We start from the raw sequence: 21,930 nt of genomic DNA on the forward strand, positions 1-21,930 counted from the left end.
CGGCAGCAGGATCAGGCGGCAGACTGGGGCCCATCTCGCTACACTGCTGCAAGGCGCACGCGCGCCTACTCCCGCTGCCGGCTTGCGTCGCAGCGCATAACTACAAGCAGTCTCTGGAGTCGTTATGGCCTACACCCCCGAATTGATTGCCGAACTGGAAATCCTCGCCCTGTACAACCTGGCCAACCACCAGGAGGGCCTTAAAGTCCATAACAATGCCAACCCCCGAGCACAGGGCGCGATTGCGCGTCTGCATGACAAAGGCCTGGTCAACCAGGCGGACGGCGGTTACCTGACCAGCCTCGGGCTGGAAGCCGCCGAGCATGCGCAAGCGCTACTGACCATCCTCGCCCCCCAGCCTGCCCACTCAAGCTAAACCCTTCCGCGCCGATAACCTGCACAAGGTCACGCTCCGCCTCTGCCAGGCGGTAGCGGGGCCGCGCCTTGTTGTAACCGCCACCCGAGCAGTACATGACCCAGCGCGAGGAACTCCGCCCGGATATCGACGACGGCATCGATCGCAAGATGCTGGCGCAGCTGCGCGCGCGCTTTCTCCGTGTCAACGACGGACGCCTGAGCCGCGCCATGCAGGGTCTGTCGACCCGCCAACAACTGGTCCTCAAGCTGTTGCCACTGCTGTTGCACGTCAATCATCCGCTGCTGCCCGGTTACGTCTCGGCCACCACCCCGGCCGGCTTGTCCGGCTATGAACCGGACGAGCAGACCCTCGCCGAAGTCCAGCGTCTAACCCGCTCGTTCGCCTACAAGCCGCGACGCGGCAAGCCGCCGCTGCCGATTCATGGCCTGTTCCTGATGGGCAGCCTGGGCACTCTGGCGCAGGCCGAGCTCAGCGATTTGGATCTGTGGGTCTGTCATGCCCCCGACCTCGACGCTCCGGCCCTCGCCGAACTGCGCAAGAAATGCGACCTGCTGGAAGCCTGGGCCGCCAGCCTGGGCAGCGAGACGCACTGCTTTCTGGTCGATCCAGCACGCTTCACCGCCGGCGCCCGCGATGCACAGCTGAGCTCCGACGACTGCGGCACCACCCAGCACTATTTGCTCCTCGACGAGTTCTACCGCACCGCCATCTGGCTCGGCGGGCGCACGCCGCTGTGGTGGCTGGTGCCGGTGTACGAGGAGGCGCGCTACACCGAGTACTGCCACACGCTATTGACCAAGCGCTTCGTGCGCGCCGAGGAGGTGCTCGACCTCGGCCATCTGGCGCACATCCCGCCCGGCGAATTCATCGGCGCCGGCATGTGGCAATTGTTCAAAGGCATCGAGTCGCCCTATAAGTCGGTGCTCAAATTGCTGCTCACCGAGATCTACGCCAGTGAGCATCCGCGCGTCGAATGCCTGGCGCTACGCTTCAAGCAGGCGGTGTTCGCCAATCGCCTGGACCTCGACGAGCTCGATCCCTACGTGATGGTCTATCGGCGTCTGGAGGAGTACCTGCTCGAGCGCGGCGAGCCCGAACGCCTCGAACTGATCCGCCGCTGTCTGTACCTGAAGGTCAATAAAAAACTCAGCAGCCCGCCGCGCAACCGGCTCAAGAGTTGGCAACGCCTGCTGCTCGAACGCCTGGCCGGCGATTGGCGCTGGGATCAGCGGCAATTGGCGACGCTCGATAGCCGCAGCCAGTGGAAAGTCCGCCAGGTCGGCGTCGAGCGGCGGCTGCTGGTCAACGAGCTGATCTACAGCTACCGCTTCCTGTCCCAATTCGCGCGCCGCCAGCAGGCCGCCAGTTCGCTGAACAGCCGCGACCTCGGCGTGCTCGGCCGGCGCCTGTACGCGGCCTTCGAACGCAAAGCCGGGAAAATCGAATTCATCAACCCGGGCATCGCCCCGGACCTCGGCGAAGACAGCCTGACCCTGGTCCACTGCAGCCAGGCCGACAATCCCGGCGACAGCCAGTGGGCGCTGTACCCCGGCAATCTCACCGTCCAGGAATGGCCGAACTTCGCCCCGCTCAAGCGCACGCGCGAACTGCTCGAACTACTCGCCTGGTGCCACCGCAACGGGGTAATCGACAGCAGCACCCGGCTGTCACTGCATCCGGGCGCCAGCGACCTGGGCGAGTACGAGCTGAGCAACCTACTCGCCAGCTTGCGCCAGAGCATTCCGCTGCCGCTGCCAAGCGTCGACGAAAGCGCCCTGTTGCAGGCCAGCACGCCGCGCGAGGTGCTGCTGCTGATCAATGTCGGCCTCGATCCGCTGCCGCAGCACAGTCAGATGAATGTGCACATGACCAGCGGCCGCACCGATTCGCTGGGTTATTCCGGGGCACGCGAGAACCTGGTGCTGAGCCTCGACCAGGTCAGCCTGAACAGTTGGAACGAATTGCTGGTCAAGCGCTACGACGGCCCGTATGCGCTGCTCGACTGCCTGCGCGACTACCTCAACAGCCTCTCGCCGGATGCGCCGCGCCCGCGTCTGCGAGTCCGCTGCTTCTGCCGTAACCGCGCCACGGCGATTGCCGAACGGGTCGAAGAACTGTTCGCCGAGGTGCTCGGCAGTTTCGCCCACACACCGCATAAGCGCTTCCTCCTGCAAGTGCAGCAGCGCTACCACCTGCTCGACCTGACCCCCGGCCGGGTGCGGCACGCGACCCTGGAAAGCCTGCCGGCGCTGCTTGAGCAGCTCGGCAATGAGCGCGACAGCTATAGCCCGCTGCACCTTGACCGCCATGCCTTGGAAGGCGACGACCTGGCGCTGCTGTTGCCGCTGGGCCGGCCGGATTGCCTGCAGGTGTTCTATCGCGTGCACGGCGACGAGGCCGAGCTGAGCGTGCTCGACGAGCACAACGCGCTATGGCGCCAACGCGTGCCGTTTCATGACGAGGCCAGCCTGCTGGTGCCGCTGCAGCGTTTCCTGCAATCGCTGCTGTACCGGCGCAACGCCACGCTGGCGCTCGATGATCCGCTGCCGCCGTTGCCATTGGAGGTGCTGTATTACCAGATCCTCCCGGCGCCACCGCTACGCGCTCAGCGCGTGGAGCCGCGCCTGCAGCCGGACGCGGCGATCAGCCATCCGTTCTACGACGTCCAGGCGATCGTCGAGCCGGCCGCCGCGCAACGCGTGCAGGTCACCCTGTACTGCAACCATCGAGAGTTTTCTGAACTGGAATATGGCGCCGATCTGTACCACGCCGTGGCCCGGCACATCCTCGCCCAACGCAGCGGCAACTTGCGCTATCCCTGCTATCTGACCGATATCGACCTGTCGCGGGTATTCGGCGATGGCGCGATTCAGAGCATCCATTACCTGCGCTACAAGATCCGCCTGGAAGCGGCGCTGAACCAGGCGTTGCAGAACGCCTGACGCCTCGCCCTCAGACGTACATCGCGAAAGACTTAGCGACGGTACTCGCCCGCTGCTTCGGGCTGATACTCGACCGCCAGCAGGGTCAGCTTGATCGGCTTGCCGGACGGGCCGTGCCAGTCGATGTGCTGGCCGACCGACAGGCCCAGCAGCGCGCTGCCCACCGGGGCCAGAATCGACACCGTGCCTTCGGCACCGGCATCCTGCGGATACACCAGGGTCAGGTGATATTCCTTGCCGCTGTTGTCATCGCGACAATGCGCCCGCGAGTTCATCGTCACCACGCCCGCCGGTACCTCATCGATCCCGACCACCTGGGCACGCGCCAGCTCCTGCTCCAGCGCCAAGGCGCCGGGGCCGGTTTCTTCCAGACCATCGAGCAGACGCTCCAGGCGCTGCAGATCGAGACGGGTAATGGTGATCGACGGTGTGCTCATGATGAAGGCCATTCTCCTGGCGACAGACAGAAACAAAGCAAAATACCCGTCCGCAAAGGCCGCAGGAAACACCGGAAAACCAAGCACCAGAGTTTCCACAGACCTGCTGAGACAGGGAATTTCGCACGAGAGGATTAAGATTGACCGTACCACAGCCGGACAAATAAACAAGCCGGGCGGTTCTGACCCAGGGGCAAAGACCTAACCGTGCGTCGGACCTAACCGGCGCTGCGCCAGCGCGCAGATGTGCCGGCGCCGCCTCTCGCTGGCCGCGCCCCATTCGCAGATTTCATCTAGCGAGCGACCGCAGCCCAGGCAGATATCCTGCCAATCGAGACAACATTGCCGGCGGCACGGCGAGGCCACCGGCGGCAGATCAGAGCTCGTCGAACTCAAGCGCTTCGCCCGCTTGTTCGAGGGTGATGCGGGCGAGCATTTCGCCGAGCAATTCATCGCTGCTGTCGCACACCCAGCGCTCGCTTTCGGCGTCGTAATCGAAGTGGAAACCACCCGAGCGCGCCGCCAGCCAGAGCTGGCGGATCGGCGCTTGGCGGCTGAGGATCACCTGGCTGCCATTCGGGAAGCGCACGGTCAGCACCCCGGCGGAATTCTCCAGATCGAGGTCCAGATCACTGTCATCGTAAATATCTTCCACGGCCTGCTGGGCGGCATCGACCAGGTCATGGAAACGGGCTTCGCTCAAACTCATCGGGTCTTACCTCACAGGGAATGCACGGGGCGGAGCCTCATTCGCCAGAGGGCGATGACAGGCTGCGCCGAAATTCGGCCGGACTTTGCCCTGTCCAGCGGCGGAACGCACGGGCCAGCGAGCCGGGCTCGCTGAAGCCGACACGCCAGGCGATATCGACCAGTTCCAGCGCGGGGTCGCGTAGATAATGCAGCACCAGCAGCTGGCGCGTCTCGTCGACCAAGTGACTAAAGGATAATCCGGCCTCGCGCAGGCGCCGCTGCAAGGTCCGCGGACTCAGTTGCAGCTGCTCGGCCAAGCGTTCCAGATCGACGCCCTGTTCGGTCAGTTGCCCGGCCAGCACCAGTCGCGCGCGGTCGAGCACCGTGTGGCCTTGACGCAGTTCGCGCAGCTGACGCTCGGCATAGGCATCAAGCGGTGCACGCACCAACGCGTCGGCCTGGCCGAGCGGCGCAGCCAGCAGGCGTTTGGGAAAGATCAGCGCGTTGTCGGCTTGGCCAAACCGCACCGGGCAGCGAAAAATCCGCTGATGCTCAGCGGTATCGGCGGGCGCCGGATGCTGGAAACGCACCTCGGTCGGTGCCTCGTCCAGACCGCTGATCCAGTGGCCGAACGTCACCCAGCCGGCCAGGGTTTCCTCGCTGGTCTGCCGCTGCTGCAAGGCCAGCAATGGCTGCCAGCTATGCGCGACCAGTGGCTCGCAGCCGGCCCGCGGCGGCTCGTCAGCCAGGTCGACCAAGCCCAGATTGCCCACCAGCGCGGCGTAGCGCGCCTGCCGATGCAGCGCATCGCCGAGTGTGGCGCAACTCATCAGTAGATAGCCGAGAACCCCGTAATAACCCGGTCGCACCGCTTCGCCGAGATGCAGACCGAGCTGCTCGTCGCCACTCAGCTCGACGCCCAGGCCGAGCAGTTTGAGATAGGTGCTGGCGGCAATCCGCTGCTCGCGCTGGGCGAGCAGTGCCGGGCTCAGTTGCGCACGAGCGAACAGCGCCGCTGGCTCGATACCTTGCCGCTGCAGATGGTCGAGTAAGCCCTGCAAGTAGGCGACGGACACCGAACTGACCAGGGTGAGCGAATGGTCCATTGATCCTCTTCGAACGCTGGCAGTTGGCAGAACGCGGCGGGTACGTGTGCCGCCGGGTGAGTTTGAGCCCCTATTTGGTGCCTTGCCGGGGTCGCTCGGAGCCCCGCGCAAGTGCCGCGCCACGCCGGGTCCGGCCCCGCTGGACGGGCGCTGCGGCGCATAGGCAATAACCCGGGGGGTCGGTATACTCCGGCGCAATTCACGCTTTTACAAGGATTTCGCCATGAAGCGCCTCTTGCTTCCCTTCCTCGCCCTCGCCGTCCTTTGCGGCGCGCTGGCTGGCTGCGGCCAGAAAGGCCCGCTGTACCATCCGGGCGACGAAAAAGCCGCGAAACAACACGAAAAAGACGTCTACGAACTTTAAGGAGGCATCTGATGGAGGCCTTCAACTACCGCGACGGTCAACTGTTCGCGGAGAGCGTGGCGTTGTCCGGCATTGCCGAGCGTTTCGGCACGCCGACCTACGTGTACTCGCGCGCCCATATCGAGGCGCAGTACCGCGCGTATGCCGATGCCCTGAGCGGCATGCCGCACCTGGTGTGCTTCGCGGTCAAAGCCAACTCCAACCTCGGCGTGCTGAATATCCTCGCGCGTCTGGGCAGTGGCTTCGACATCGTCTCGCGCGGCGAACTGGAACGCGTACTGGCCGCCGGCGGCGCGCCGGACAAGATCGTCTTCTCCGGCGTTGGCAAAACTCGTGACGACATGCGCCGGGCGCTGGAAGTCGGCGTGCATTGCTTCAACGTCGAATCCACCGACGAGCTGGAACGCCTGCAGCAAGTTGCTGCCGAAATGGGCAAGGCCGCGGCGATCTCACTGCGCGTCAATCCGGACGTCGATGCCGGCACCCATCCGTATATCTCCACCGGCCTCAAAGAAAACAAGTTCGGCATCGCCATCGCCGATGCGCCGGCCGTGTATGCCCGCGCCGCCGAGCTGGCGAATCTGCAGGTAGTCGGCGTGGACTGCCACATCGGTTCGCAGCTGACCAGCCTGCCACCGTTCCTCGACGCGCTGGATCGCCTGCTGGCCTTGATCGACACCCTCGCCGAACAAGGCATCCGCATCCGCCATCTGGATCTCGGTGGCGGCCTCGGCGTGCGTTACAAGGACGAGGCTCCGCCCCTGGCCGGCGACTATATCGCCGCGGTGCGCGAACGCATCCAGGGCCGCGATCTGGCCCTGGTGTTCGAGCCGGGCCGCTCGATCGTCGCCAATGCCGGCGCGTTGCTGACCCGCGTCGAATACCTCAAGCACACCGAGCACAAGGACTTCGCCATCGTCGATGCGGCGATGAACGACCTGATTCGCCCGGCGCTGTATCAAGCCTGGATGGACGTCGTGCCGGTCGCTCCGCGTGAAGGCGCGGCGCGCACCTATGACCTGGTCGGGCCGATCTGCGAGACCGGCGACTTTCTCGCCAAGAATCGCGAGCTGACCTTGGCCGAAGGCGACCTGTTGGCCGTGTGCTCGGCCGGCGCCTACGGCTTCGTCATGAGCTCCAACTACAACACCCGCGGCCGCGCCGCCGAGGTGCTGGTGGACGGTGAGCAGGCCTTCGAGGTGCGGCGCCGGGAAACTCTCGCGGAACTCTATGCCGGCGAAAGCCTGCTGCCGCTCTGAGGGCGAAGCCATGTTATTGCGCTTCACCAAAATGCACGGCCTGGGCAACGACTTCATGGTCCTCGACCTGATCAGCCAGCACGCGCACATCCAGGGTAAACACGCCAAACAGTGGGGCGACCGCCACACCGGGGTCGGCTTCGATCAGCTGCTGCTGGTCGAGGCACCGAGCAGTCCGGACGTCGATTTCCGCTATCGCATCTTCAATGCCGACGGCTCGGAAGTGGAACAGTGCGGCAACGGCGCGCGCTGCTTCGCCCGCTTCGTGATGGACAAACGCCTGACCGCGAAGAAGCTGATCCGCGTCGAGACCAAGGGCGGTATCATCGAGTTGAATCTGCGCAACGACGGGCAGATCACCGTCGACATGGGCGCGCCGCGCCTGGTGCCGCAGCAGATTCCCTTCCAGGCCGAAGCCGAAGCACTCAGCTACCGCGTCGACGTCGACGGGCAAACCGTCGAACTGGCCGCCGTGTCGATGGGCAACCCGCATGCGGTGCTGCGCGTCGATGACGTGGCCAGCGCGCCGGTCCATCAATTAGGCCCGCAACTGGAGCACCATCCGCGCTTTCCGCAACGGGTCAACGTCGGCTTCCTGCAGGTGCTCAGCCGCCAGCAGGCCAAGCTGCGCGTCTGGGAGCGCGGCGCCGGGGAAACCCAGGCCTGCGGCACCGGCGCCTGCGCGGCGGCGGTCGCGGCGATCCGCCAGGGCTGGATGGATTCGCCGGTGCAGCTGGAACTGCCCGGCGGCAAACTGGCCATCGAGTGGGCAGGTCCGGGACAGCCGGTTATGATGACCGGACCCGCCGTTCGCGTGTATGAAGGACAGGTTCGTCTATGACCGATCAGCGCCAGGATCCGCCCGAGTCGCTCGACTCCGCCAGCGTCGCCGCCTATCTGCGGCAACACCCGGAATTCTTCGTCGATCACGACGAGTTGATCCCCGAGCTGCGCATTCCGCATCTGCCCGGCGAGGCGGTGTCCCTGGTCGAACGTCAGGTCAAGCTGCTGCGCGAACGCAACATCGAGATGCGCCATCGCCTGTCGCAACTGATGGATGTGGCGCGCGACAACGACCGGCTGTTCGACAAGACCCGTCGCCTGGTGCTCGAACTGCTGGATGCGACCAGCCTGGAAGAAGTGGTCGGCGCCGTGGAAGACAGCCTGCGCCACGACTTTCAGGTCGCCCATGTCAGCCTGATCCTGTTCAACGACACGCCCCAGCCGGTCGGCCGCTGGGTCAGCAGCGCCGAGGCGCACCAAACCATCGGCGGCTTGCTGGCGGGCGGTAAGACCACCTGCGGCGCGTTGCGTAGCCCGGAGCTGGAATTCCTGTTCGGTAGCGAAGAAGCGGTAAAGGTCGGTTCGGCCGCAGTCGTCGCCCTCACCCATCAGGGCCTGCATGGGGTGTTGGCGATCGGTAGCGCCGACCCCCAGCATTACAAGAGTTCGCTGGGCACGCTGTTCCTCGGCTACATCGCCGAAGTCCTGGCTCGCGTATTACCGCGCTATGCGCAACCGCTGCGCTCGGTGCGCTAATACCCGACGCCAGACAACTAGGCTGGGCATTGCTCCGCTCGATCGGTCCTATGCACTGCACGGCAACCATGCGGGACTCTATGCAAGCTGAACTGGCTGCCTATCTCGAACACCTGCGCAGTGAGCGGCAGATGTCGGCGCATACCCTGGATGGCTATCGGCGCGACCTGGACAAGGTCCGGGACTTCTGTGAAGGCGAACAACTGAGCAGCTGGAGCGCGCTGGATGTGCGCAGCCTGCGCCGCCTGATCGCCAAATTGCACCAGCAAGGTCAGGCCAGTCGCAGCCTGGCGCGCCTGCTCTCGGCGGTGCGCGGGCTGTACAAATACCTGAATCGCGAAGGCCTGTGCAGCCACGATCCGGCCAGTGGCCTGAGCCCGCCAAAAGGCGAGCGGCGCTTGCCGCGCACCCTGGACGTCGACCGAGCCAGCCAACTGTTGGACGGCGCCGTCGAAGACGATTTCATCGCCCGCCGCGACCAGGCCCTGCTCGAATTGCTGTATTCCTCCGGGCTGCGCCTGACCGAGCTGACCAGCCTGAACATCGAGCAGTTGGACCTGGCGGCTGGCCTGGTCGAAGTGCGCGGCAAGGGCAACAAAGTGCGGGTATTGCCCGTCGGCAGCAAGGCACTCGACGCCCTGCAAACCTGGCTGCCATTGCGCGCGCTGAGCAATCCGCTCGATGGCGCGGTGTTCGTCAGCCAGAAGGGCCGCCGCCTCGGCCCCCGGGCCGTGCAACTACGGGTCCGCCAGGCCGGCGTGCGCGAGCTGGGCCAGCACCTGCACCCGCACATGCTGCGTCACAGCTTCGCCAGCCATATGCTCGAGTCCTCGCAGGACTTGCGGGCCGTGCAGGAGCTGCTCGGCCATGCCGACATCGCCACCACGCAGATTTACACGCACCTGGACTTCCAGCATCTGTCCAAGGTTTATGACAGCGCCCATCCCCGGGCCAAGCGCCGCAGCGAGCCAGAATGAGCATTCGCCTGATCACTTTCGACCTCGACGACACGCTGTGGGATAACCGCCCGGTGATCCTCGGCGCAGAAGCGGCGATGCGTGACTGGCTGACCGTGCATGCGCCGCGCCTCGCTGCCGAGCCGGTCGAACATCTGTGGGGTATCCGCAGCCAACTGCTGGCCGCCGAGCCGACGCTGCGCCATCGCCTCAGCGAGCTGCGCCGACGTACCTTGTTGCACGCCTTGGAAGGCCTCGATTACAGCCACGCCGAAGCGAGCCAACTGGCCCAAGGCGCCTTTGAGGCGATGATCGAGGCGCGCCATCGCATCACTTTCTTCCCGGAAACCGTGCCGACTTTGGAGCTACTCGCCAACCGTTATCACCTCGGTGTGATCACCAACGGCAATGCCGACGTGCGCCGCCTGGGCCTGGCCGACTACTTTCAGTTCGCCCTCAGCGCCGAAGAGCTCGGCATTGGCAAACCCGCCCCCCAACCGTTTCGCGAAGCACTGCGCCGTGCGGGCGTCGCGGCCGAGCAAGCGGTGCATGTTGGCGACCACTCCGGCGACGATATCCAGGGCGCCCGTTCCGTCGGACTGCGTGCGGTATGGTTCAATCCCGCCGGCCAGGCGTGGAATGGCGACGAGCCGGCCGACGCAGAAATTGCCAGTCTCGGCGAACTACCGGCGCTGCTGCGCAGCTGGGAGTGAACGACCCTGCGGATGGTCCGCAAATGAAAAAGCCCGCCTTTTCAGGCGGGCTTTTTGTCGAACATTCGTGGCTCAGATCGGCCGGCTACCGTACTTGCTGTCCGGCTTCTTGGGTGGGTCGGCGACCACATTGGGCTCGACCTCCTGGACCTTGCCGCCCCGTGCAAGAAACTCCTGCATGGCACGTTCCAGAGCGTCGCGCTCCTTTTGCTTGGCCTCGATGCTGGGCAGTTCTTCGATCTCTACGGCAGCCTTGGCCTTCTTGCCTGGTTTAGCCGTTACTTCACCGCGATCATCACCGTCATCTGCCTCGGCATCACCGTCATCGGCAGCCGCCAGCTCCTCGCCGTCGTCTTCCGCGCCACCGTCCAGTTCGTCTTGTTCCAGATCTTCATCGCTCATATTCAACCTCAGCCCTTGCGAAAAGCAGGTTAGTTATAGACCAGCTACGTACGCTATAGAACGTCGCCGGAAAAATTCAAATTGCCTCGCCATGTAGCGTGGCAAGAATCTGGCGCCCGCTCGCGTGATCGCGATGCTCGCCCAGATAGATTCCTTGCCAGGTTCCTAGCGCCAGGCGCCCACCGCTGATCGGCAGACTCAACTGGCAGCCCAACAGGCTGGCTTTGAAGTGCGCCGGCAAATCGTCCGGACCTTCGTCATCATGTTCGTAATCGCTGGCCTGTTGCGGTGCCAGGCGATTGAAGAATCGCTCGAAATCACGGCGTACCGCTGGATCAGCATTCTCGTTGACCGTCAGCGAAGCCGAGGTATGGCGCAACCACAGGTGCAACAGACCGATTCGACAGACATGCAGTTCCGAAAGTGCCGCCGTTATTTCTTCGGTGATCAGATGAAAGCCGCGCGAGCGCGGCGGCAAGTGGATCAAGCGCTGCTGCCACATACCGTCCTCCACTTCGCGCGCATTCTAGCGCGCCGCCGGAAAAAGCAAAGAGCCGCATACCAGAGCTTTGGATTTGATCAAGTTCAGTTCGGCATTGCCTGAGCGCTTGCCATAAAATGCAAAACGCCCGGCATGAGCCGGGCGCTTTGGACGAGCCGCGAACCTTACAGGTTGTAGCCACGCTCGTTGTGCTGAGCGAGGTCGAGACCGACGGTTTCTTCTTCTTCGTTAACCCGCAGCCCCATCACCAGATCCAGCACCTTGAGGATCACGAAGGTGACGATGGCGGTGTAGACCACGGTGAAGGCCACGCCTTTGAACTGGATGAACACTTGCGCGCCGATGTCGGTCACGGTGCCGAAGCCGCCCAGGGCCGGTGCCGCGAACACGCCAGTCAGCAGCGCGCCGATGATGCCACCGATACCGTGGACGCCGAAGGCATCCAGGGAGTCGTCGTAGCCCAGCTTGCGCTTCAGGCTGGTGGCGCAGAAGTAGCAGATCACGCCTGCAGCCAGACCGATCACCAGGGCGCCCATCGGGCCGACAGTACCAGCCGCCGGGGTGATGGCGACCAGACCGGCGACCACACCGGAGGCGATGCCCAGGGCGCTCGGCTTACCGTGGGTGACCCACTCGGCAAACATCCAGCCCAAAGCGGCAGCAGCAGTGGCGATCTGAGTAACCAGCATGGCCATGCCGGCGGTGCCGTTGGCAGCGACCGCGGAGCCGGCATTGAAGCCGAACCAGCCGATCCACAGCATGGCGGCGCCGATCAGGGTGAAACCGAGGTTGTGCGGGGCCATCGGGGTGGTCGGGTAGCCTTTACGCTTGCCCAGCACCAGGCAGGCCACCAGACCGGCGATACCAGCGTTGATGTGCACCACGGTGCCGCCGGCGAAGTCCAGCACGCCCCAGTCCCACATCAGGCCGCCGTTGCCGGACCAGACCATGTGCGCGATCGGTGCATAGACCAGGGTGAACCACACGGCCATGAAGATCAGCATGGCGGAGAACTTCATGCGCTCGGCGAAGGCACCGACGATCAGCGCCGGGGTGATGATGGCGAAGGTCATCTGGAAGACGATGAACACGCTTTCCGGGAAGGCCATGGTCAGGCTGGCCGGAGTCAGGCCGGCGAGGAACGCCTTGCCGAAACCGCCGACGAAGGAGTTGAAGTTAACGACGCCCTGCTCCATGCCAGTGGTATCGAACGCGATGCTGTAGCCATAGATGACCCACAGGACACTGATCAGACCGGTGATGGCGAAGCACTGCATCATTACCGACAGAATATTCTTGGAACGCACCATGCCGCCGTAGAACAGCGCCAGGCCGGGGATAGTCATGAACAGGACAAGAGCGGTGGCCGTGAGCATCCACGCGGTATCACCGCTATTTAGCACAACCTCGTCGGCGGCCATGGCCAGGCCGGGGGTAACGAGGGACAACAGGGCTCCTAGCCCTGCGAATTTACGCAGAGTCATATTGTTTTCTCCTGGGGCGTTGGGTTCGGCGGCTTTTTAGATTGCGTCTGTGCCGGTTTCGCCGGTACGGATACGAATGGCCTGTTCCAGATTGACCACGAAGATCTTGCCGTCACCGATCTTGCCGGTGTTGGCCGCCTTGGTGATGGCCTCGATCACGCGATCGAGTTGATCGTCGGCAATCGCCACATCGATCTTTACCTTAGGCAGGAAATCAACAACGTATTCGGCGCCGCGATACAACTCGGTGTGGCCCTTCTGACGCCCGAAGCCTTTGACTTCAGTGACAGTGATGCCTTGCACGCCGATCTCGGACAACGACTCACGCACGTCGTCGAGCTTGAACGGCTTGATGATGGCAGTGACTAGCTTCATGAAACTTTCTCCCGTTTTTGGTGGACTCGCCCCAGGAAAAACGAACCCGGTTCAAGTCTAAGCGCAGTGTCTGGCTTTGTAACGCGTCGGGCGCCCAGTTCGGCCACTCCAACAACAACCAATCGTTATGGGCGAAACAACTCCCCGTTTCACCTTTCCCGATCTGCATCGGTGCATGCGTCACAGGCGACTAAGCAGAAACCTTGCCAGCTCGACAAAAAAGAAGCTTTTCAGTTGTTTAGCGCAGATTCATAGGTTTGACGCGGGTATACGGCTATGTTTACCGCACAACAATGGTGCGACCACTCCCCTCTAGTTGCTCCTTAACCGTGCGCAAAAAGCCGCATCAGGGCACGTGCTACACTGCGCCGCTCGCCACCGGAGCCGCGCGCATGCTGCCACCCAAAGCCTTTCTCGATGCCCTCGCTAGCCAAGCCGCCCGGCTGTTCAGCAGTGAAGGCCCACTTCCCCACACCGAGATCGAAAGCCAGTTCAAGGCCTTACTGCAAAGTGCCTTCAGCAAACTGGATTTGGTCAGCCGCGACGAATTCGATAGTCAAATGGCCGTTCTGGCGCGCACCCGTAGTCGCCTGGAAGCCTTGGAAGCGAAAGTTGCCGAGTTGGAAGCCAAGCAGAATCCGCCCGCCAGCTGATCGCTTGCTCGGCGCAGGAGCCGCGCTCGGGTAACCGCGACAGGTATTGAGCGACACCGATTCAATGCTGCGTAGACGCGCAGTAGCTACCTATCCGCCGGCCCGCCGGCGGGACCGATCAAGGAGTGATCATGTCCCTGGCTATTGTTCACAGCCGTGCCCTGGTGGGCGTCGAAGCGCCCGCCGTCAGCGTCGAAGCCCATTTGGCCAACGGCTTGCCGTCGCTGGCCCTGGTCGGCCTGCCGGAAACCAGCGTGAAGGAAAGCAAGGACCGCGTGCGCAGCGCGATCCTCAACTCCGGCTTCGATTTCCCGCCCCGCCGCATCACCCTCAACCTGGCTCCTGCCGACCTGCCCAAAGACGGTGGACGTTTCGATTTGGCCATCGCCCTCGGGATTCTCGCCGCCAGCGGCCAGGTGCCTGGCGAGGCGCTTGGCGAGCTCGAGTGTCTTGGCGAACTGGCGCTGTCCGGCGCGGTACGCGCAGTCCAGGGCGTGCTGCCGGCGGCGCTGGCCGCGCGCGCGGCGGGGCACACGCTGATCGTGCCGCGGGCGAATGCCGAGGAAGCCAGCCTGGCCTCGGGTCTCAAGGTGCTGGCCGTCGACCACCTGTTGGAACTCGCCGCACACCTCAATGGCAGCCAGCCGCTAATGCCCTATCAGGCCCAGGGCCTGCTGCGGCGCACCCCGCCGTATCCGGACCTGGCCGAAGTGCAGGGCCAGCACTCGGCCAAGCGCGCCCTGTTGGTCGCCGCCAGTGGCGGGCATAACCTGCTGCTCAGCGGCCCGCCCGGCACCGGCAAAACCCTGTTGGCCAGTCGCCTGCCCGGGCTGCTGCCGCCCCTCGATGAAGCTGAAGCGCTGGAGGTCGCGGCGATTCATTCGGTGGCCAGCCATGCCCCGCTGGAAGCCTGGCCGCAGCGACCGTTTCGTCAGCCGCACCACAGCGCCTCCGGCCCGGCCCTGGTCGGCGGGGGCAGCCGGCCGCAGCCGGGGGAAATCACCCTGGCGCACCAAGGCGTATTGTTTCTCGACGAATTGCCGGAATTCGATCGCAAGGTGCTCGAGGTCCTGCGCGAACCCATGGAGTCCGGCCACATCGTCATCGCCCGGGCGCGCGACAAGGTGCGCTTCCCGGCGCGCTTTCAATTGGTCGCGGCGATGAACCCCTGTCCGTGTGGCTATCTGCACGATCCCAGCGGACGCTGCCGTTGCACCCCGGAACAGATCCAGCGCTATCGCAGCAAGCTGTCCGGGCCGCTGCTCGATCGCATCGACCTGCACCTGACCGTGGCCCGCGAGACCACCTCGCTGCAGGCGCCGCCCGAACCCGGCCAGGACAGCGCCAGCGTGGCCGCCCGCGTGGCAACGGCGCGGCAACTGCAGATGCGCCGCCAAGGCTGCGCCAACGCGCTGCTCGACTTGCCCGGCCTGCGCCGGCATTGCCTGCTCAGCGTCGAGGACCAGAGCTGGCTGGAGCAAGCCTGCGAGCGCCTTAATCTGTCCCTGCGCGCGGCCCATCGGCTGCTCAAAGTGGCCCGCACCCTGGCCGATCTAGACCAGCGCGAGGCCATCGCCCGAGCACACCTGGCCGAAGCGCTGCAATACCGACCGAGCAGCGCACTGGCCTGAACGCGAAGAACGCGTATGACGCTCGCCTGAAACGTTATGCGCAGCGTAGGAGCGGATTCATCCGCGATCGGCATTCCTTCATCGCGAATGAATTCGCTCCTACAGACCAGCGTGCTCAATGCTGGGTCGTCGCGACCCGCTCGCGCAGCTGCTGCAGACCCAGCTCGAAATCGCCGCCGACCATTTTGTCCATGTTGAACACCAGGCCCATGGCCTTGGACACGAAATTACTCGGCCCGTCCAACGTCCACACCACGCGCGTCCCGGCATCGGCGGGGTGGAGCTGGAATTCGGCGACGCTGCTCATGCGAAACGGCTTGAGATACTCCAACTGCATACGCACCAGCTCACCGGGACGACTGAGTACGATGGTCGCACTGCCTGCGCCGACTTCCTTGTTGCCAGCCCAACGGTATTTCGCCCCTTCCCCGGTTGGCGGTCCCAGATACTCGACGCGCATCGCCGGATCGCGGCGGGCCCACGGCGACCACTGATGCCAGGCGTGAAAATCGTTGATCTGGGCGAACACCGCGACCGGCGGCGCCTCGATCAGCGCACTGCGCTCGACATGAAAGGTATCCGGTCGACGCGCCACGACTACCGCGAGGCCAGCGAGCAGCACCAACAAAACGATCAGCACAGTCAGCATGTTGCGTCCTCTCAGGGTCCTGATTCCTGCGCCTCAGGGCGTGGCGTCAAACAGCGCTTTACCGCTTTCGATATCGACGGGAAAGGAAAAGTGCTCGTGGAAAATCAGCCAGCGGTCATTCAACTTGCGAAATCCTTGGGTAACGCGCGACCAACCGCCTTGGCAATTGCCCTCGGCATCGGTGCCGCCGCAATGCCCGAGATAATGGGCGATGGCCAGCTCGCCGCTGATGCTGATGTTCTGCTCGCTGACTGCATAGGTGGGCAGGCCCGGGCACATGGCCATGCACGCCTGCCAGTGCGCCCGGTACGCGTCGCGGCCCTTGAATTGCAGCTGCTGGATGGCGTCGAATGCGACGATGTCCTCGCTGTAGGTGGACATCACCTGGTCGACATCCTTGGCCTGGAAGCCCTGCGCCCAGCTATCGAGCAACGCATGCAGCTGGGCAAGATCGCCGTGAAGTGGATTGGCGCTATTCATATTCGCTCTCCCGCTGGATTGGAATGATTCAGGACGTGCTCTGCGCCACACAGCAATCGTGGGCGGCGACAGGTGCCTGGCCGTACTGGTCGTGCAGCTTGACCCAGAATTTCCCCTCGCCATTCAAGTCGGGCATGCCGTCCCACCCTTCCAGGCGGCCAAAGGGCGTCAGGTCGAGGTAGTTGGAGGTGCCGTCGAGCAGATCCAGACCCCGCCCATAGGTGGAATAGCTGTGGAACACCTGCTCGCCATCGCGGACGAAGACGCTGAGGCCGGGCTGTTCGCCTTCCAGGTGGTAGTCCAGGCCGAGGCGCTGCAATTCGGCTTTATCACGATAGTTGTATTCGACCGGCAGCACGCTCTCATCGAGGGTCACGTGGAAGTCGTAGTTGAAGCGGCTGTCGAACGACGAGTACCACGGAATCGTCCAGCCCATGCGCCGCTTGAAGACCTCCAGCTCAGCCAGCGGGGCGCGAGAGACCATCACCAGAGTGGTGCCGCGGGCATGCAGATGCGCCTGGTTGCCCATGTTGTCGACCACGTACGAGCAGCCCGGGCAGCCTTCGCCCCGGTCACGGTGGAACATGTAGTGGTAGATCAATAGCTGGTGGCGGCCGTCGAACAGATCGAGCAGGCGGACTTCGCCCTGCGGCCCCTGGAAACGGTAATCCTCCTGCACCGCGACCATCGGCAGACTGCGTCGCTCGGCGTTCAGGCGGTCGCGTGCGGCGGTAAAGGCTTTTTCCTTGGTCAGCAGGGCCAGACGCGCCTGGCGCCATGCTTCGCGGCTGGCCACGGGCGGATAGTCACTACGGTCCATCACGAGTACCTCCGGTTGCGGGTGGATTGCTGGGCGATGCACGCCGTGCGTGACACGTGTTGAAAACCCAGGCGCCCAGGTCGCGAGACCGGTAACGAGCGCCAGGAAGCCAGGCCGACTGGACAATTCCTCAGGGGTGGCGACTCAGAGTTGCAGCTCGCGCACCGGACGCACCTCGATGCTGCCGACCCGCGCCGGGGGAATTTTCGCCGCCAGCTGGATCGCCTCGTTGAGATCACGGGCATCGACCAGATAGAACCCGGCGAGCTGTTCCTTGGTTTCGGCGAACGGCCCGTCGGTGATCAGCTGCTTGCCGGCGCGGATGCGCACAGTGGTGGCGCTGCTGACCGGCTCCAGTGCCTCGGCGGCGACCAGCCGGCCGCTGACGCGCACCGATTCGCAGTAGTCGTTGCATTCGGCATCGCGCGGGCTGTCCGGCGCGCTGTGCAGGGTGGTTTCGTCGGCGTAGACCAGCAGCAGGTATTTCATGGCGGAGCTCTCCTTGAGGTGAAATGGCGCGCCTGGGTATCCAGTAGTCGAGCGCTGCGACGGCGAATCGACAAGCGCTGGAAAAATAATTTAGTTGGTTGCGCGGATGCACCAGTGACCCGCGCTGCGCTCGACCTGCGCGGCCCAGGCCACCCACAGATCCAGACTGGATTCAGCCGTGGTCCAGTTCGGCCAGGCGGCGCTCGAGGAATTGCCGATCCGGGCCCTGCTGGCTGAGTTCCAGAGCACGCCGGTAGGCGGCGCGCGCCTCGGCGGAGCGACCCAGGCGCCGGCACAGGTCGGCGCGTGCGGCATGCGCAAGGTGATAGTCGTGCAACTCGCCGCCGCCCAGCAGCGCATCGATCAGCGCCAGGCCGGCCTGCGGCCCATCGCGCATCGCCACCGCCACCGCGCGGTTGAGCGCCACCACCGGAGAGGGCGAGACGCTCAGCAAGGCGTCGTAGAGGCCGACGATCTGCATCCAATCGGTGGCCGCCACGCTCGGCGCTTCGGCATGCACCGCAGCGATGGCCGCCTGCAGGCTGTACGGCCCGAAACGCCGTGAGCGCAGCGCGGCGAGGACCAGGTCGTCGCCCTCGGCGATCAACTGGCGATCCCACAAGCCACGATCCTGCTCTTCCAGCAGCACCGGCTCGCCGTTTACCGACAAGCGCGCCGGGCGCCGCGCTTCGTGCAGCAGCATCAGCGCCAGCAGACCCTGAGCCTCGGGTTCGGCGAGCAACTCGACGAGCAGCCGGCCAAGGCGAATCGCTTCGGCGGACAGCTGACTGCGGGTCAGCGAGTCCCCGGAGCTGGCGAAATAACCCTCGTTGAAGACCAGATAGACCACCCGCAACACCGTCTCGAGGCGCTCGGCCAGTTCGCCGCGCCCCGGCACTTCATAGGGAATCCGCGCCTCGCGGATCTTCGCCTTGGCGCGCACGATGCGCTGCGCCACGGTGCTCGGCGGGCTGAGGAAGGCGCGAGCGATTTCCTCGGTAGTCAGGTCGCAGACTTCGCGCAGGGTCAGCGCCACCTGGGCATCCGGCGCCAATGCCGGGTGGCAGCAGATAAACACCAGGCGCAAGCGGTCATCGGCCAGATGCTCGTCATCCAGCGCCGTCTCATTTGCCGCAACGGCCGGCTCGGCGACATCGTCCAAGGGCTGGAAACGCGCCTGCCGGCGCAAGCCGTCGATGGCCTTGAAGCGCCCCGCCGAAACCAGCCAGGCGCGCGGATTGGCCGGAACGCCATCGCGCGGCCATTGCTCCATGGCGGCGCGAAAGGCTTCGTGCAGCGCCTCTTCCGCTAGGTCGAAATCACCGAGCAGCCGAATCAGGGTGGCCAGCACGCGCCGCGACTCATCGCGGTAAATGGCTTCCACGGTGGCGACCAGGTGATTGGCGGGCGGTTGCTGGGGCATCGACTGACAGTCCTGAAGGGGCCTCCCGAGGGTAGCGCCAGGTCGGCAAAAGGGCGAAGCAGCTGACCAACGGGTCACGCCAGGCGCTGCACGTCGGGCAACTGCATCGCCGCCACTTCGGCTTGCAGATAGTCGCGCAGGCGGCGGAAGCGTTCCTGGCCGCGGCGCGCCTTCGGCCATACCAGGTAATAGCGGCAGCCACTGGCGACCGCCGTCAGCCAGGGCAGACCGAGGCGTTTTTCGGCGACGTCTTCGGCGACCATCAGCAGATCACCGATCGACACGCCGTAACCGCGCGCGGCGGCGACGATGCCCAGTTCGAGCATGTCGAAAGTTTGTCCGCTTTTCAGCGGCACCTGCTCGCTGAGCTGCATGGCCTCCAGCCACTGGCGCCAGTCGCGGCGATCGGGGGTCGGGTGCAACTGCTCGGCGGCCTGCAGCCGCACCACATCCCAGGGGCCATCGGCCGCCGCCTCGGGCGCGCAGACCGGAATCAGCCACTCCTCGAAGAGCAGCGCGCTGTCCCATTCCTCGGGAAACTCGCCGCTACTCAACAGCACCGCGCAATCGTAGGGTTCGTGCTGGAAATCCACGGTATCGACGTCCATCCAGGCACTGGTGAGCTGCACCTCGATGTCCGGATTGCGCAGGCGAAAGCGCGACAGGCGCGCCAGTAGCCAACGCACGGTGAGCGTCGAGGGGGCTTTCAGGCGCAACGTGCCCTCCTCACTGCGCAGGCTGGCGCAGGCCCGTTCCAGGGCGGCGAAGCCATCGCGCAGACCGGGTAGCAGCAAGCGTCCCGACTCGGTCAGGCGCAGCCCACGGCCGGCGCGCTCGAACAGCCGACAGGCGAAATCGGCCTCGAGGGTACGGATATGCCGGCTCACCGCACTCTGGGTGATGGCCAGTTCCTCGGCAGCGCGGGTGAACGACAAATGCCGCGCGGCCGCCTCGAAGGCGCGCAACGCATACAGCGGGGGCAAGCGACTCATGATGACTTTTACTCATACCTGCTAGTGCTTTTATCGGTTTGTGGCCCAAGGCTACGCTCCGCAGAATAGCGGCTATTGCCTGGCGCGAGACACTCTCGGCGCCGCCTGATCGATGATTCCTGATTATTTCTGACAGTCTGCGTAGCGAACTCGTCGCGCTGCTGCGCCTGGCCGGCCCGCTGGTGGCTGCGCAGCTCGCCCACGTGCTGATGGTGTTCACCGACACGGTGATGATGGGCCTGCTCGGCCCGGACGCGCTGGCCGCTGGTGCACTCGGTGCGGCCAGCTACAGCTTCGTGTCGATCTTCTGCGTCGGGGTAGTTGCCGCGGTCGGCAACCTGGTCGCCATCCGCCACGGCGCCAACGATGCCGCCGGCGTGCGCGCCATGACCCAGGCCGGGCTGTGGGTGGCCAGCGGTCTGGCGCTGTTCGCCGGGGTGCTGCTGTGGAATCTGCAACCGTTGCTGCGCCTGGCCGGCCAGGACCCGGCGAACATCGCCGGGGCGATGAGCTTCCTGCACAGCCTGGTGTTCGCCCTGCCCGGCTACCTGCTGTTCATGACCTTGCGCGGCTTCACCGGGGCGCTCGGCCGGCCGGGGCCGGTGCTGGCGATCAGCCTGGGCGGTGCGGCGCTGAACTTCCTCCTCAACTACGTGCTGATCCACGGCCTGTTCGGTCTGCCGCGCATTGGCCTGACTGGCATCGGCCTGGTCACCGCGGTGGTCTCCAGCCTGATGGCGCTGCTCCTGGCCGGCTACATCCACCGCCAGCCGTTCTACCGGCCCTGGCCGCTGCTCACCGGGCTGCTGCGCCTGGACGTCGCCGCGCTGCGCGAGAACCTGCGCCTGGGCCTGCCGATTGGTGGCACCTATGTGGTCGAGTCCGGCTTGTTCTTCATTGCCGCGCTATGCATGGGCGCGCTCGGCAGCACCGAACTGGCCGCCCACCAGATCGCCATCCAGGCGGTGTACGTGGCGTTCATGGTGCCGGTGGGGATTTCCTATGCGGCGAGCTTTCGCATCGGCCAGCACTTCGGCGCCGGGCGCATCCACGCCGCGCGGCAGACCGGACGCCTGGCGATCGGCCTCGGCGGGCTGTGCATGCTCGGCTTTGCCCTGCTGTTCTGGCTGGCGCCGCAGGCGGTGGTCGGCCTGTTCTTGGATAGCCACGACAGCCAGCACCTCGCGGTGATCGAACTGGCCGGCCAGCTGTTGGCGATTGCCGCCTGGTTCGAGTTGTTCGACGGCCTGCAAACCATCGCCATGGGCGCGATCCGCGGCCTCAAGGATGCGCGCACGACCTTTCTGGTCGGCCTGCTCTGCTACTGGGGCATCGGCGCGCCACTCGCCTGGACCCTGGCGATGCCGCTCGGCTGGGGCGCCAGCGGCGTGTGGTGGGGGCTGGCCGGCGGCCTGGCCTGCGCGGCTGCCGGCCTGACCTTGAGCTTCGAATGGAAAACTGCGCAGTTACTGCGCGGCGGACTGTTCGCTGGCGCTCCTGAGTCCGCCCTACGGGACTGGCCTTAGCTGCAAATGAAAAACCGCGCCGTTGCTACCTCGTGGCAGGCCGCACACGAGGTAGGGCGTACTCGCATAGCAGTACGCCGGCGGGATCTGCAGAGTGGACGGCGGACTGCTCGCTACCC

25 protein-coding genes are annotated in these 21,930 nt (G+C 64.9%); 11 read left to right on the forward strand and 14 right to left on the reverse strand.

Features of this window, described 5'->3' with window-relative positions:
• The first annotated feature begins 124 nt into the window (after positions 1-124).
• Both NVV93_RS19205 and NVV93_RS19210 read left to right on the forward strand, forming a co-directional pair.
• Positions 125-376 carry a TIGR02647 family protein gene (locus tag NVV93_RS19205; protein WP_258252252.1) on the forward strand — a complete coding sequence of 84 codons (252 nt, stop codon included), beginning with the start codon at positions 125-127 and terminating at the stop codon, positions 374-376.
• Positions 377-471: 95 nt separating this feature from the next.
• A complete protein-coding gene (locus NVV93_RS19210) occupies positions 472-3,321 on the forward strand; it encodes a class I adenylate cyclase (RefSeq protein WP_258252253.1) in 2,850 nt (949 codons plus the stop codon).
• A gap of 32 nt (positions 3,322-3,353) precedes the next feature.
• Here NVV93_RS19210 and rnk read toward each other — a convergent pair whose 3' ends face one another.
• The 4 genes from rnk to NVV93_RS19230 form a co-directional block, all read right to left on the reverse strand.
• Entirely contained in the window at positions 3,354-3,758 is a 405-nt protein-coding gene (rnk, locus tag NVV93_RS19215) for a nucleoside diphosphate kinase regulator (RefSeq protein ID WP_258252254.1), read from the reverse strand.
• A 201-nt stretch (positions 3,759-3,959) separates the two neighbouring features.
• A complete protein-coding gene (locus tag NVV93_RS19220; RefSeq protein WP_258254425.1) occupies positions 3,960-4,124 on the reverse strand; it encodes a DUF1289 domain-containing protein in 165 nt (54 codons plus the stop codon).
• Positions 4,125-4,134: 10 nt separating this feature from the next.
• On the reverse strand, positions 4,135-4,467 hold the full coding sequence (gene cyaY, locus NVV93_RS19225; protein WP_258252255.1) for an iron donor protein CyaY: 333 nt from the start codon (positions 4,465-4,467) through the stop codon (positions 4,135-4,137).
• Between the two features lie 37 nt (positions 4,468-4,504).
• Positions 4,505-5,554, reverse strand: a complete 1,050-nt coding sequence (locus NVV93_RS19230) for an AraC family transcriptional regulator (RefSeq protein WP_258252256.1) — start codon at positions 5,552-5,554, stop codon at positions 4,505-4,507.
• Between the two features lie 223 nt (positions 5,555-5,777).
• On the opposite strand from NVV93_RS19230, the gene NVV93_RS19235 reads away from it, so the two are divergent.
• From NVV93_RS19235 to NVV93_RS19260, 6 genes are all read left to right on the forward strand, one after another.
• On the forward strand, positions 5,778-5,918 hold the full coding sequence (locus tag NVV93_RS19235; RefSeq protein WP_258252257.1) for a lipoprotein: 141 nt from the start codon (positions 5,778-5,780) through the stop codon (positions 5,916-5,918).
• Between the two features lie 11 nt (positions 5,919-5,929).
• Complete coding sequence (lysA, locus tag NVV93_RS19240; protein WP_258252258.1) at positions 5,930-7,177, forward strand: diaminopimelate decarboxylase; 1,248 nt, start codon at positions 5,930-5,932, stop codon at positions 7,175-7,177.
• 10 nt (positions 7,178-7,187) lie between these two features.
• Entirely contained in the window at positions 7,188-8,018 is an 831-nt protein-coding gene (dapF, locus tag NVV93_RS19245; protein ID WP_258252259.1) for a diaminopimelate epimerase, read from the forward strand.
• Positions 8,015-8,716 (forward strand): DUF484 family protein, encoded by a 702-nt coding sequence (locus NVV93_RS19250; RefSeq protein WP_258252260.1) that lies wholly within the window; start codon positions 8,015-8,017, stop codon positions 8,714-8,716. Before dapF ends, NVV93_RS19250 begins: the two co-directional genes overlap by 4 nt.
• A gap of 80 nt (positions 8,717-8,796) precedes the next feature.
• Positions 8,797-9,693: a tyrosine recombinase XerC gene (gene xerC / locus NVV93_RS19255; protein ID WP_258252261.1), complete on the forward strand. Its 897-nt coding sequence runs from the start codon at positions 8,797-8,799 to the stop codon at positions 9,691-9,693.
• Positions 9,690-10,385 carry an HAD family hydrolase gene (locus tag NVV93_RS19260; RefSeq protein WP_258252262.1) on the forward strand — a complete coding sequence of 232 codons (696 nt, stop codon included), beginning with the start codon at positions 9,690-9,692 and terminating at the stop codon, positions 10,383-10,385. The genes xerC and NVV93_RS19260 overlap by 4 nt, the downstream gene beginning before the upstream one ends.
• Positions 10,386-10,457: 72 nt before the next feature.
• Here the strand turns inward: NVV93_RS19260 and sutA are convergent, their stop codons facing one another.
• The 4 genes from sutA to glnK form a co-directional block, all read right to left on the reverse strand.
• Complete coding sequence (gene sutA / locus NVV93_RS19265; protein ID WP_258252263.1) at positions 10,458-10,787, reverse strand: transcriptional regulator SutA; 330 nt, start codon at positions 10,785-10,787, stop codon at positions 10,458-10,460.
• Positions 10,788-10,863: 76 nt separating this feature from the next.
• On the reverse strand, positions 10,864-11,289 hold the full coding sequence (locus tag NVV93_RS19270; protein ID WP_258252264.1) for a secondary thiamine-phosphate synthase enzyme YjbQ: 426 nt from the start codon (positions 11,287-11,289) through the stop codon (positions 10,864-10,866).
• A 164-nt stretch (positions 11,290-11,453) separates the two neighbouring features.
• Complete coding sequence (locus tag NVV93_RS19275) at positions 11,454-12,773, reverse strand: ammonium transporter (RefSeq protein WP_258252265.1); 1,320 nt, start codon at positions 12,771-12,773, stop codon at positions 11,454-11,456.
• A 36-nt stretch (positions 12,774-12,809) separates the two neighbouring features.
• Positions 12,810-13,148, reverse strand: coding sequence for a P-II family nitrogen regulator (glnK, locus tag NVV93_RS19280; RefSeq protein WP_003457590.1), 339 nt, complete (start codon positions 13,146-13,148; stop codon positions 12,810-12,812).
• 392 nt (positions 13,149-13,540) lie between these two features.
• Between glnK and NVV93_RS19285 the strand changes: the two genes are divergently transcribed.
• Positions 13,541-13,801, forward strand: coding sequence for an accessory factor UbiK family protein (locus tag NVV93_RS19285; protein WP_258252266.1), 261 nt, complete (start codon positions 13,541-13,543; stop codon positions 13,799-13,801).
• A 131-nt stretch (positions 13,802-13,932) separates the two neighbouring features.
• Complete coding sequence (locus NVV93_RS19290) at positions 13,933-15,432, forward strand: YifB family Mg chelatase-like AAA ATPase (protein ID WP_258252267.1); 1,500 nt, start codon at positions 13,933-13,935, stop codon at positions 15,430-15,432.
• 115 nt (positions 15,433-15,547) lie between these two features.
• On the opposite strand, the gene NVV93_RS19295 is transcribed toward NVV93_RS19290, so the two are convergent.
• The 6 genes from NVV93_RS19295 to NVV93_RS19320 all read right to left on the reverse strand — a co-directional run bounded on the left by NVV93_RS19295 (position 15,548) and on the right by NVV93_RS19320 (position 20,288).
• A complete protein-coding gene (locus tag NVV93_RS19295; RefSeq protein ID WP_258252268.1) occupies positions 15,548-16,081 on the reverse strand; it encodes an SRPBCC family protein in 534 nt (177 codons plus the stop codon).
• Between the two features lie 33 nt (positions 16,082-16,114).
• Positions 16,115-16,561: a nuclear transport factor 2 family protein gene (locus NVV93_RS19300; RefSeq protein WP_258252269.1), complete on the reverse strand. Its 447-nt coding sequence runs from the start codon at positions 16,559-16,561 to the stop codon at positions 16,115-16,117.
• A 28-nt stretch (positions 16,562-16,589) separates the two neighbouring features.
• Positions 16,590-17,381 carry a DUF899 domain-containing protein gene (locus NVV93_RS19305; RefSeq protein WP_258252270.1) on the reverse strand — a complete coding sequence of 264 codons (792 nt, stop codon included), beginning with the start codon at positions 17,379-17,381 and terminating at the stop codon, positions 16,590-16,592.
• Positions 17,382-17,525: 144 nt separating this feature from the next.
• On the reverse strand, positions 17,526-17,870 hold the full coding sequence (locus NVV93_RS19310; RefSeq protein ID WP_258252271.1) for a YciI family protein: 345 nt from the start codon (positions 17,868-17,870) through the stop codon (positions 17,526-17,528).
• 172 nt (positions 17,871-18,042) lie between these two features.
• On the reverse strand, positions 18,043-19,293 hold the full coding sequence (locus tag NVV93_RS19315) for an RNA polymerase sigma factor (protein WP_258252272.1): 1,251 nt from the start codon (positions 19,291-19,293) through the stop codon (positions 18,043-18,045).
• A 74-nt stretch (positions 19,294-19,367) separates the two neighbouring features.
• Entirely contained in the window at positions 19,368-20,288 is a 921-nt protein-coding gene (locus tag NVV93_RS19320) for a LysR substrate-binding domain-containing protein (protein WP_258254426.1), read from the reverse strand.
• 116 nt (positions 20,289-20,404) lie between these two features.
• On the opposite strand from NVV93_RS19320, the gene NVV93_RS19325 reads away from it, so the two are divergent.
• Positions 20,405-21,811: a NorM family multidrug efflux MATE transporter gene (locus tag NVV93_RS19325; RefSeq protein WP_375162941.1), complete on the forward strand. Its 1,407-nt coding sequence runs from the start codon at positions 20,405-20,407 to the stop codon at positions 21,809-21,811.
• Positions 21,812-21,930 lie beyond the last annotated feature (119 nt).

It is taken from the genome of Pseudomonas sp. LS44, from assembly GCF_024730785.1.
Classification (GTDB): Bacteria; Pseudomonadota; Gammaproteobacteria; order Pseudomonadales; family Pseudomonadaceae; genus Aquipseudomonas.

Bases quoted from the DNA above. Each gene is read 5' to 3' on its own strand.
- NVV93_RS19205 (WP_258252252.1), top strand. From the start codon at position 125: ATGGCCTACACCCCCGAATTGATTGCCGAACTGGAAATCCTCGCCCTG.
- NVV93_RS19210 (WP_258252253.1), top strand. From the start codon at position 472: ATGACCCAGCGCGAGGAACTCCGCCCGGATATCGACGACGGCATCGAT.
- rnk (WP_258252254.1), bottom strand. From the start codon at position 3,758: ATGAGCACACCGTCGATCACCATTACCCGTCTCGATCTGCAGCGCCTG.
- cyaY (WP_258252255.1), bottom strand. From the start codon at position 4,467: ATGAGTTTGAGCGAAGCCCGTTTCCATGACCTGGTCGATGCCGCCCAG.
- NVV93_RS19230 (WP_258252256.1), bottom strand. From the start codon at position 5,554: ATGGACCATTCGCTCACCCTGGTCAGTTCGGTGTCCGTCGCCTACTTG.
- NVV93_RS19235 (WP_258252257.1), top strand. From the start codon at position 5,778: ATGAAGCGCCTCTTGCTTCCCTTCCTCGCCCTCGCCGTCCTTTGCGGC.
- lysA (WP_258252258.1), top strand. From the start codon at position 5,930: ATGGAGGCCTTCAACTACCGCGACGGTCAACTGTTCGCGGAGAGCGTG.
- dapF (WP_258252259.1), top strand. From the start codon at position 7,188: ATGTTATTGCGCTTCACCAAAATGCACGGCCTGGGCAACGACTTCATG.
- NVV93_RS19250 (WP_258252260.1), top strand. From the start codon at position 8,015: ATGACCGATCAGCGCCAGGATCCGCCCGAGTCGCTCGACTCCGCCAGC.
- xerC (WP_258252261.1), top strand. From the start codon at position 8,797: ATGCAAGCTGAACTGGCTGCCTATCTCGAACACCTGCGCAGTGAGCGG.
- NVV93_RS19260 (WP_258252262.1), top strand. From the start codon at position 9,690: ATGAGCATTCGCCTGATCACTTTCGACCTCGACGACACGCTGTGGGAT.
- sutA (WP_258252263.1), bottom strand. From the start codon at position 10,787: ATGAGCGATGAAGATCTGGAACAAGACGAACTGGACGGTGGCGCGGAA.
- NVV93_RS19270 (WP_258252264.1), bottom strand. From the start codon at position 11,289: ATGTGGCAGCAGCGCTTGATCCACTTGCCGCCGCGCTCGCGCGGCTTT.
- NVV93_RS19275 (WP_258252265.1), bottom strand. From the start codon at position 12,773: ATGACTCTGCGTAAATTCGCAGGGCTAGGAGCCCTGTTGTCCCTCGTT.
- glnK (WP_003457590.1), bottom strand. From the start codon at position 13,148: ATGAAGCTAGTCACTGCCATCATCAAGCCGTTCAAGCTCGACGACGTG.
- NVV93_RS19285 (WP_258252266.1), top strand. From the start codon at position 13,541: ATGCTGCCACCCAAAGCCTTTCTCGATGCCCTCGCTAGCCAAGCCGCC.
- NVV93_RS19290 (WP_258252267.1), top strand. From the start codon at position 13,933: ATGTCCCTGGCTATTGTTCACAGCCGTGCCCTGGTGGGCGTCGAAGCG.
- NVV93_RS19295 (WP_258252268.1), bottom strand. From the start codon at position 16,081: ATGCTGACTGTGCTGATCGTTTTGTTGGTGCTGCTCGCTGGCCTCGCG.
- NVV93_RS19300 (WP_258252269.1), bottom strand. From the start codon at position 16,561: ATGAATAGCGCCAATCCACTTCACGGCGATCTTGCCCAGCTGCATGCG.
- NVV93_RS19305 (WP_258252270.1), bottom strand. From the start codon at position 17,381: ATGGACCGTAGTGACTATCCGCCCGTGGCCAGCCGCGAAGCATGGCGC.
- NVV93_RS19310 (WP_258252271.1), bottom strand. From the start codon at position 17,870: ATGAAATACCTGCTGCTGGTCTACGCCGACGAAACCACCCTGCACAGC.
- NVV93_RS19315 (WP_258252272.1), bottom strand. From the start codon at position 19,293: ATGCCCCAGCAACCGCCCGCCAATCACCTGGTCGCCACCGTGGAAGCC.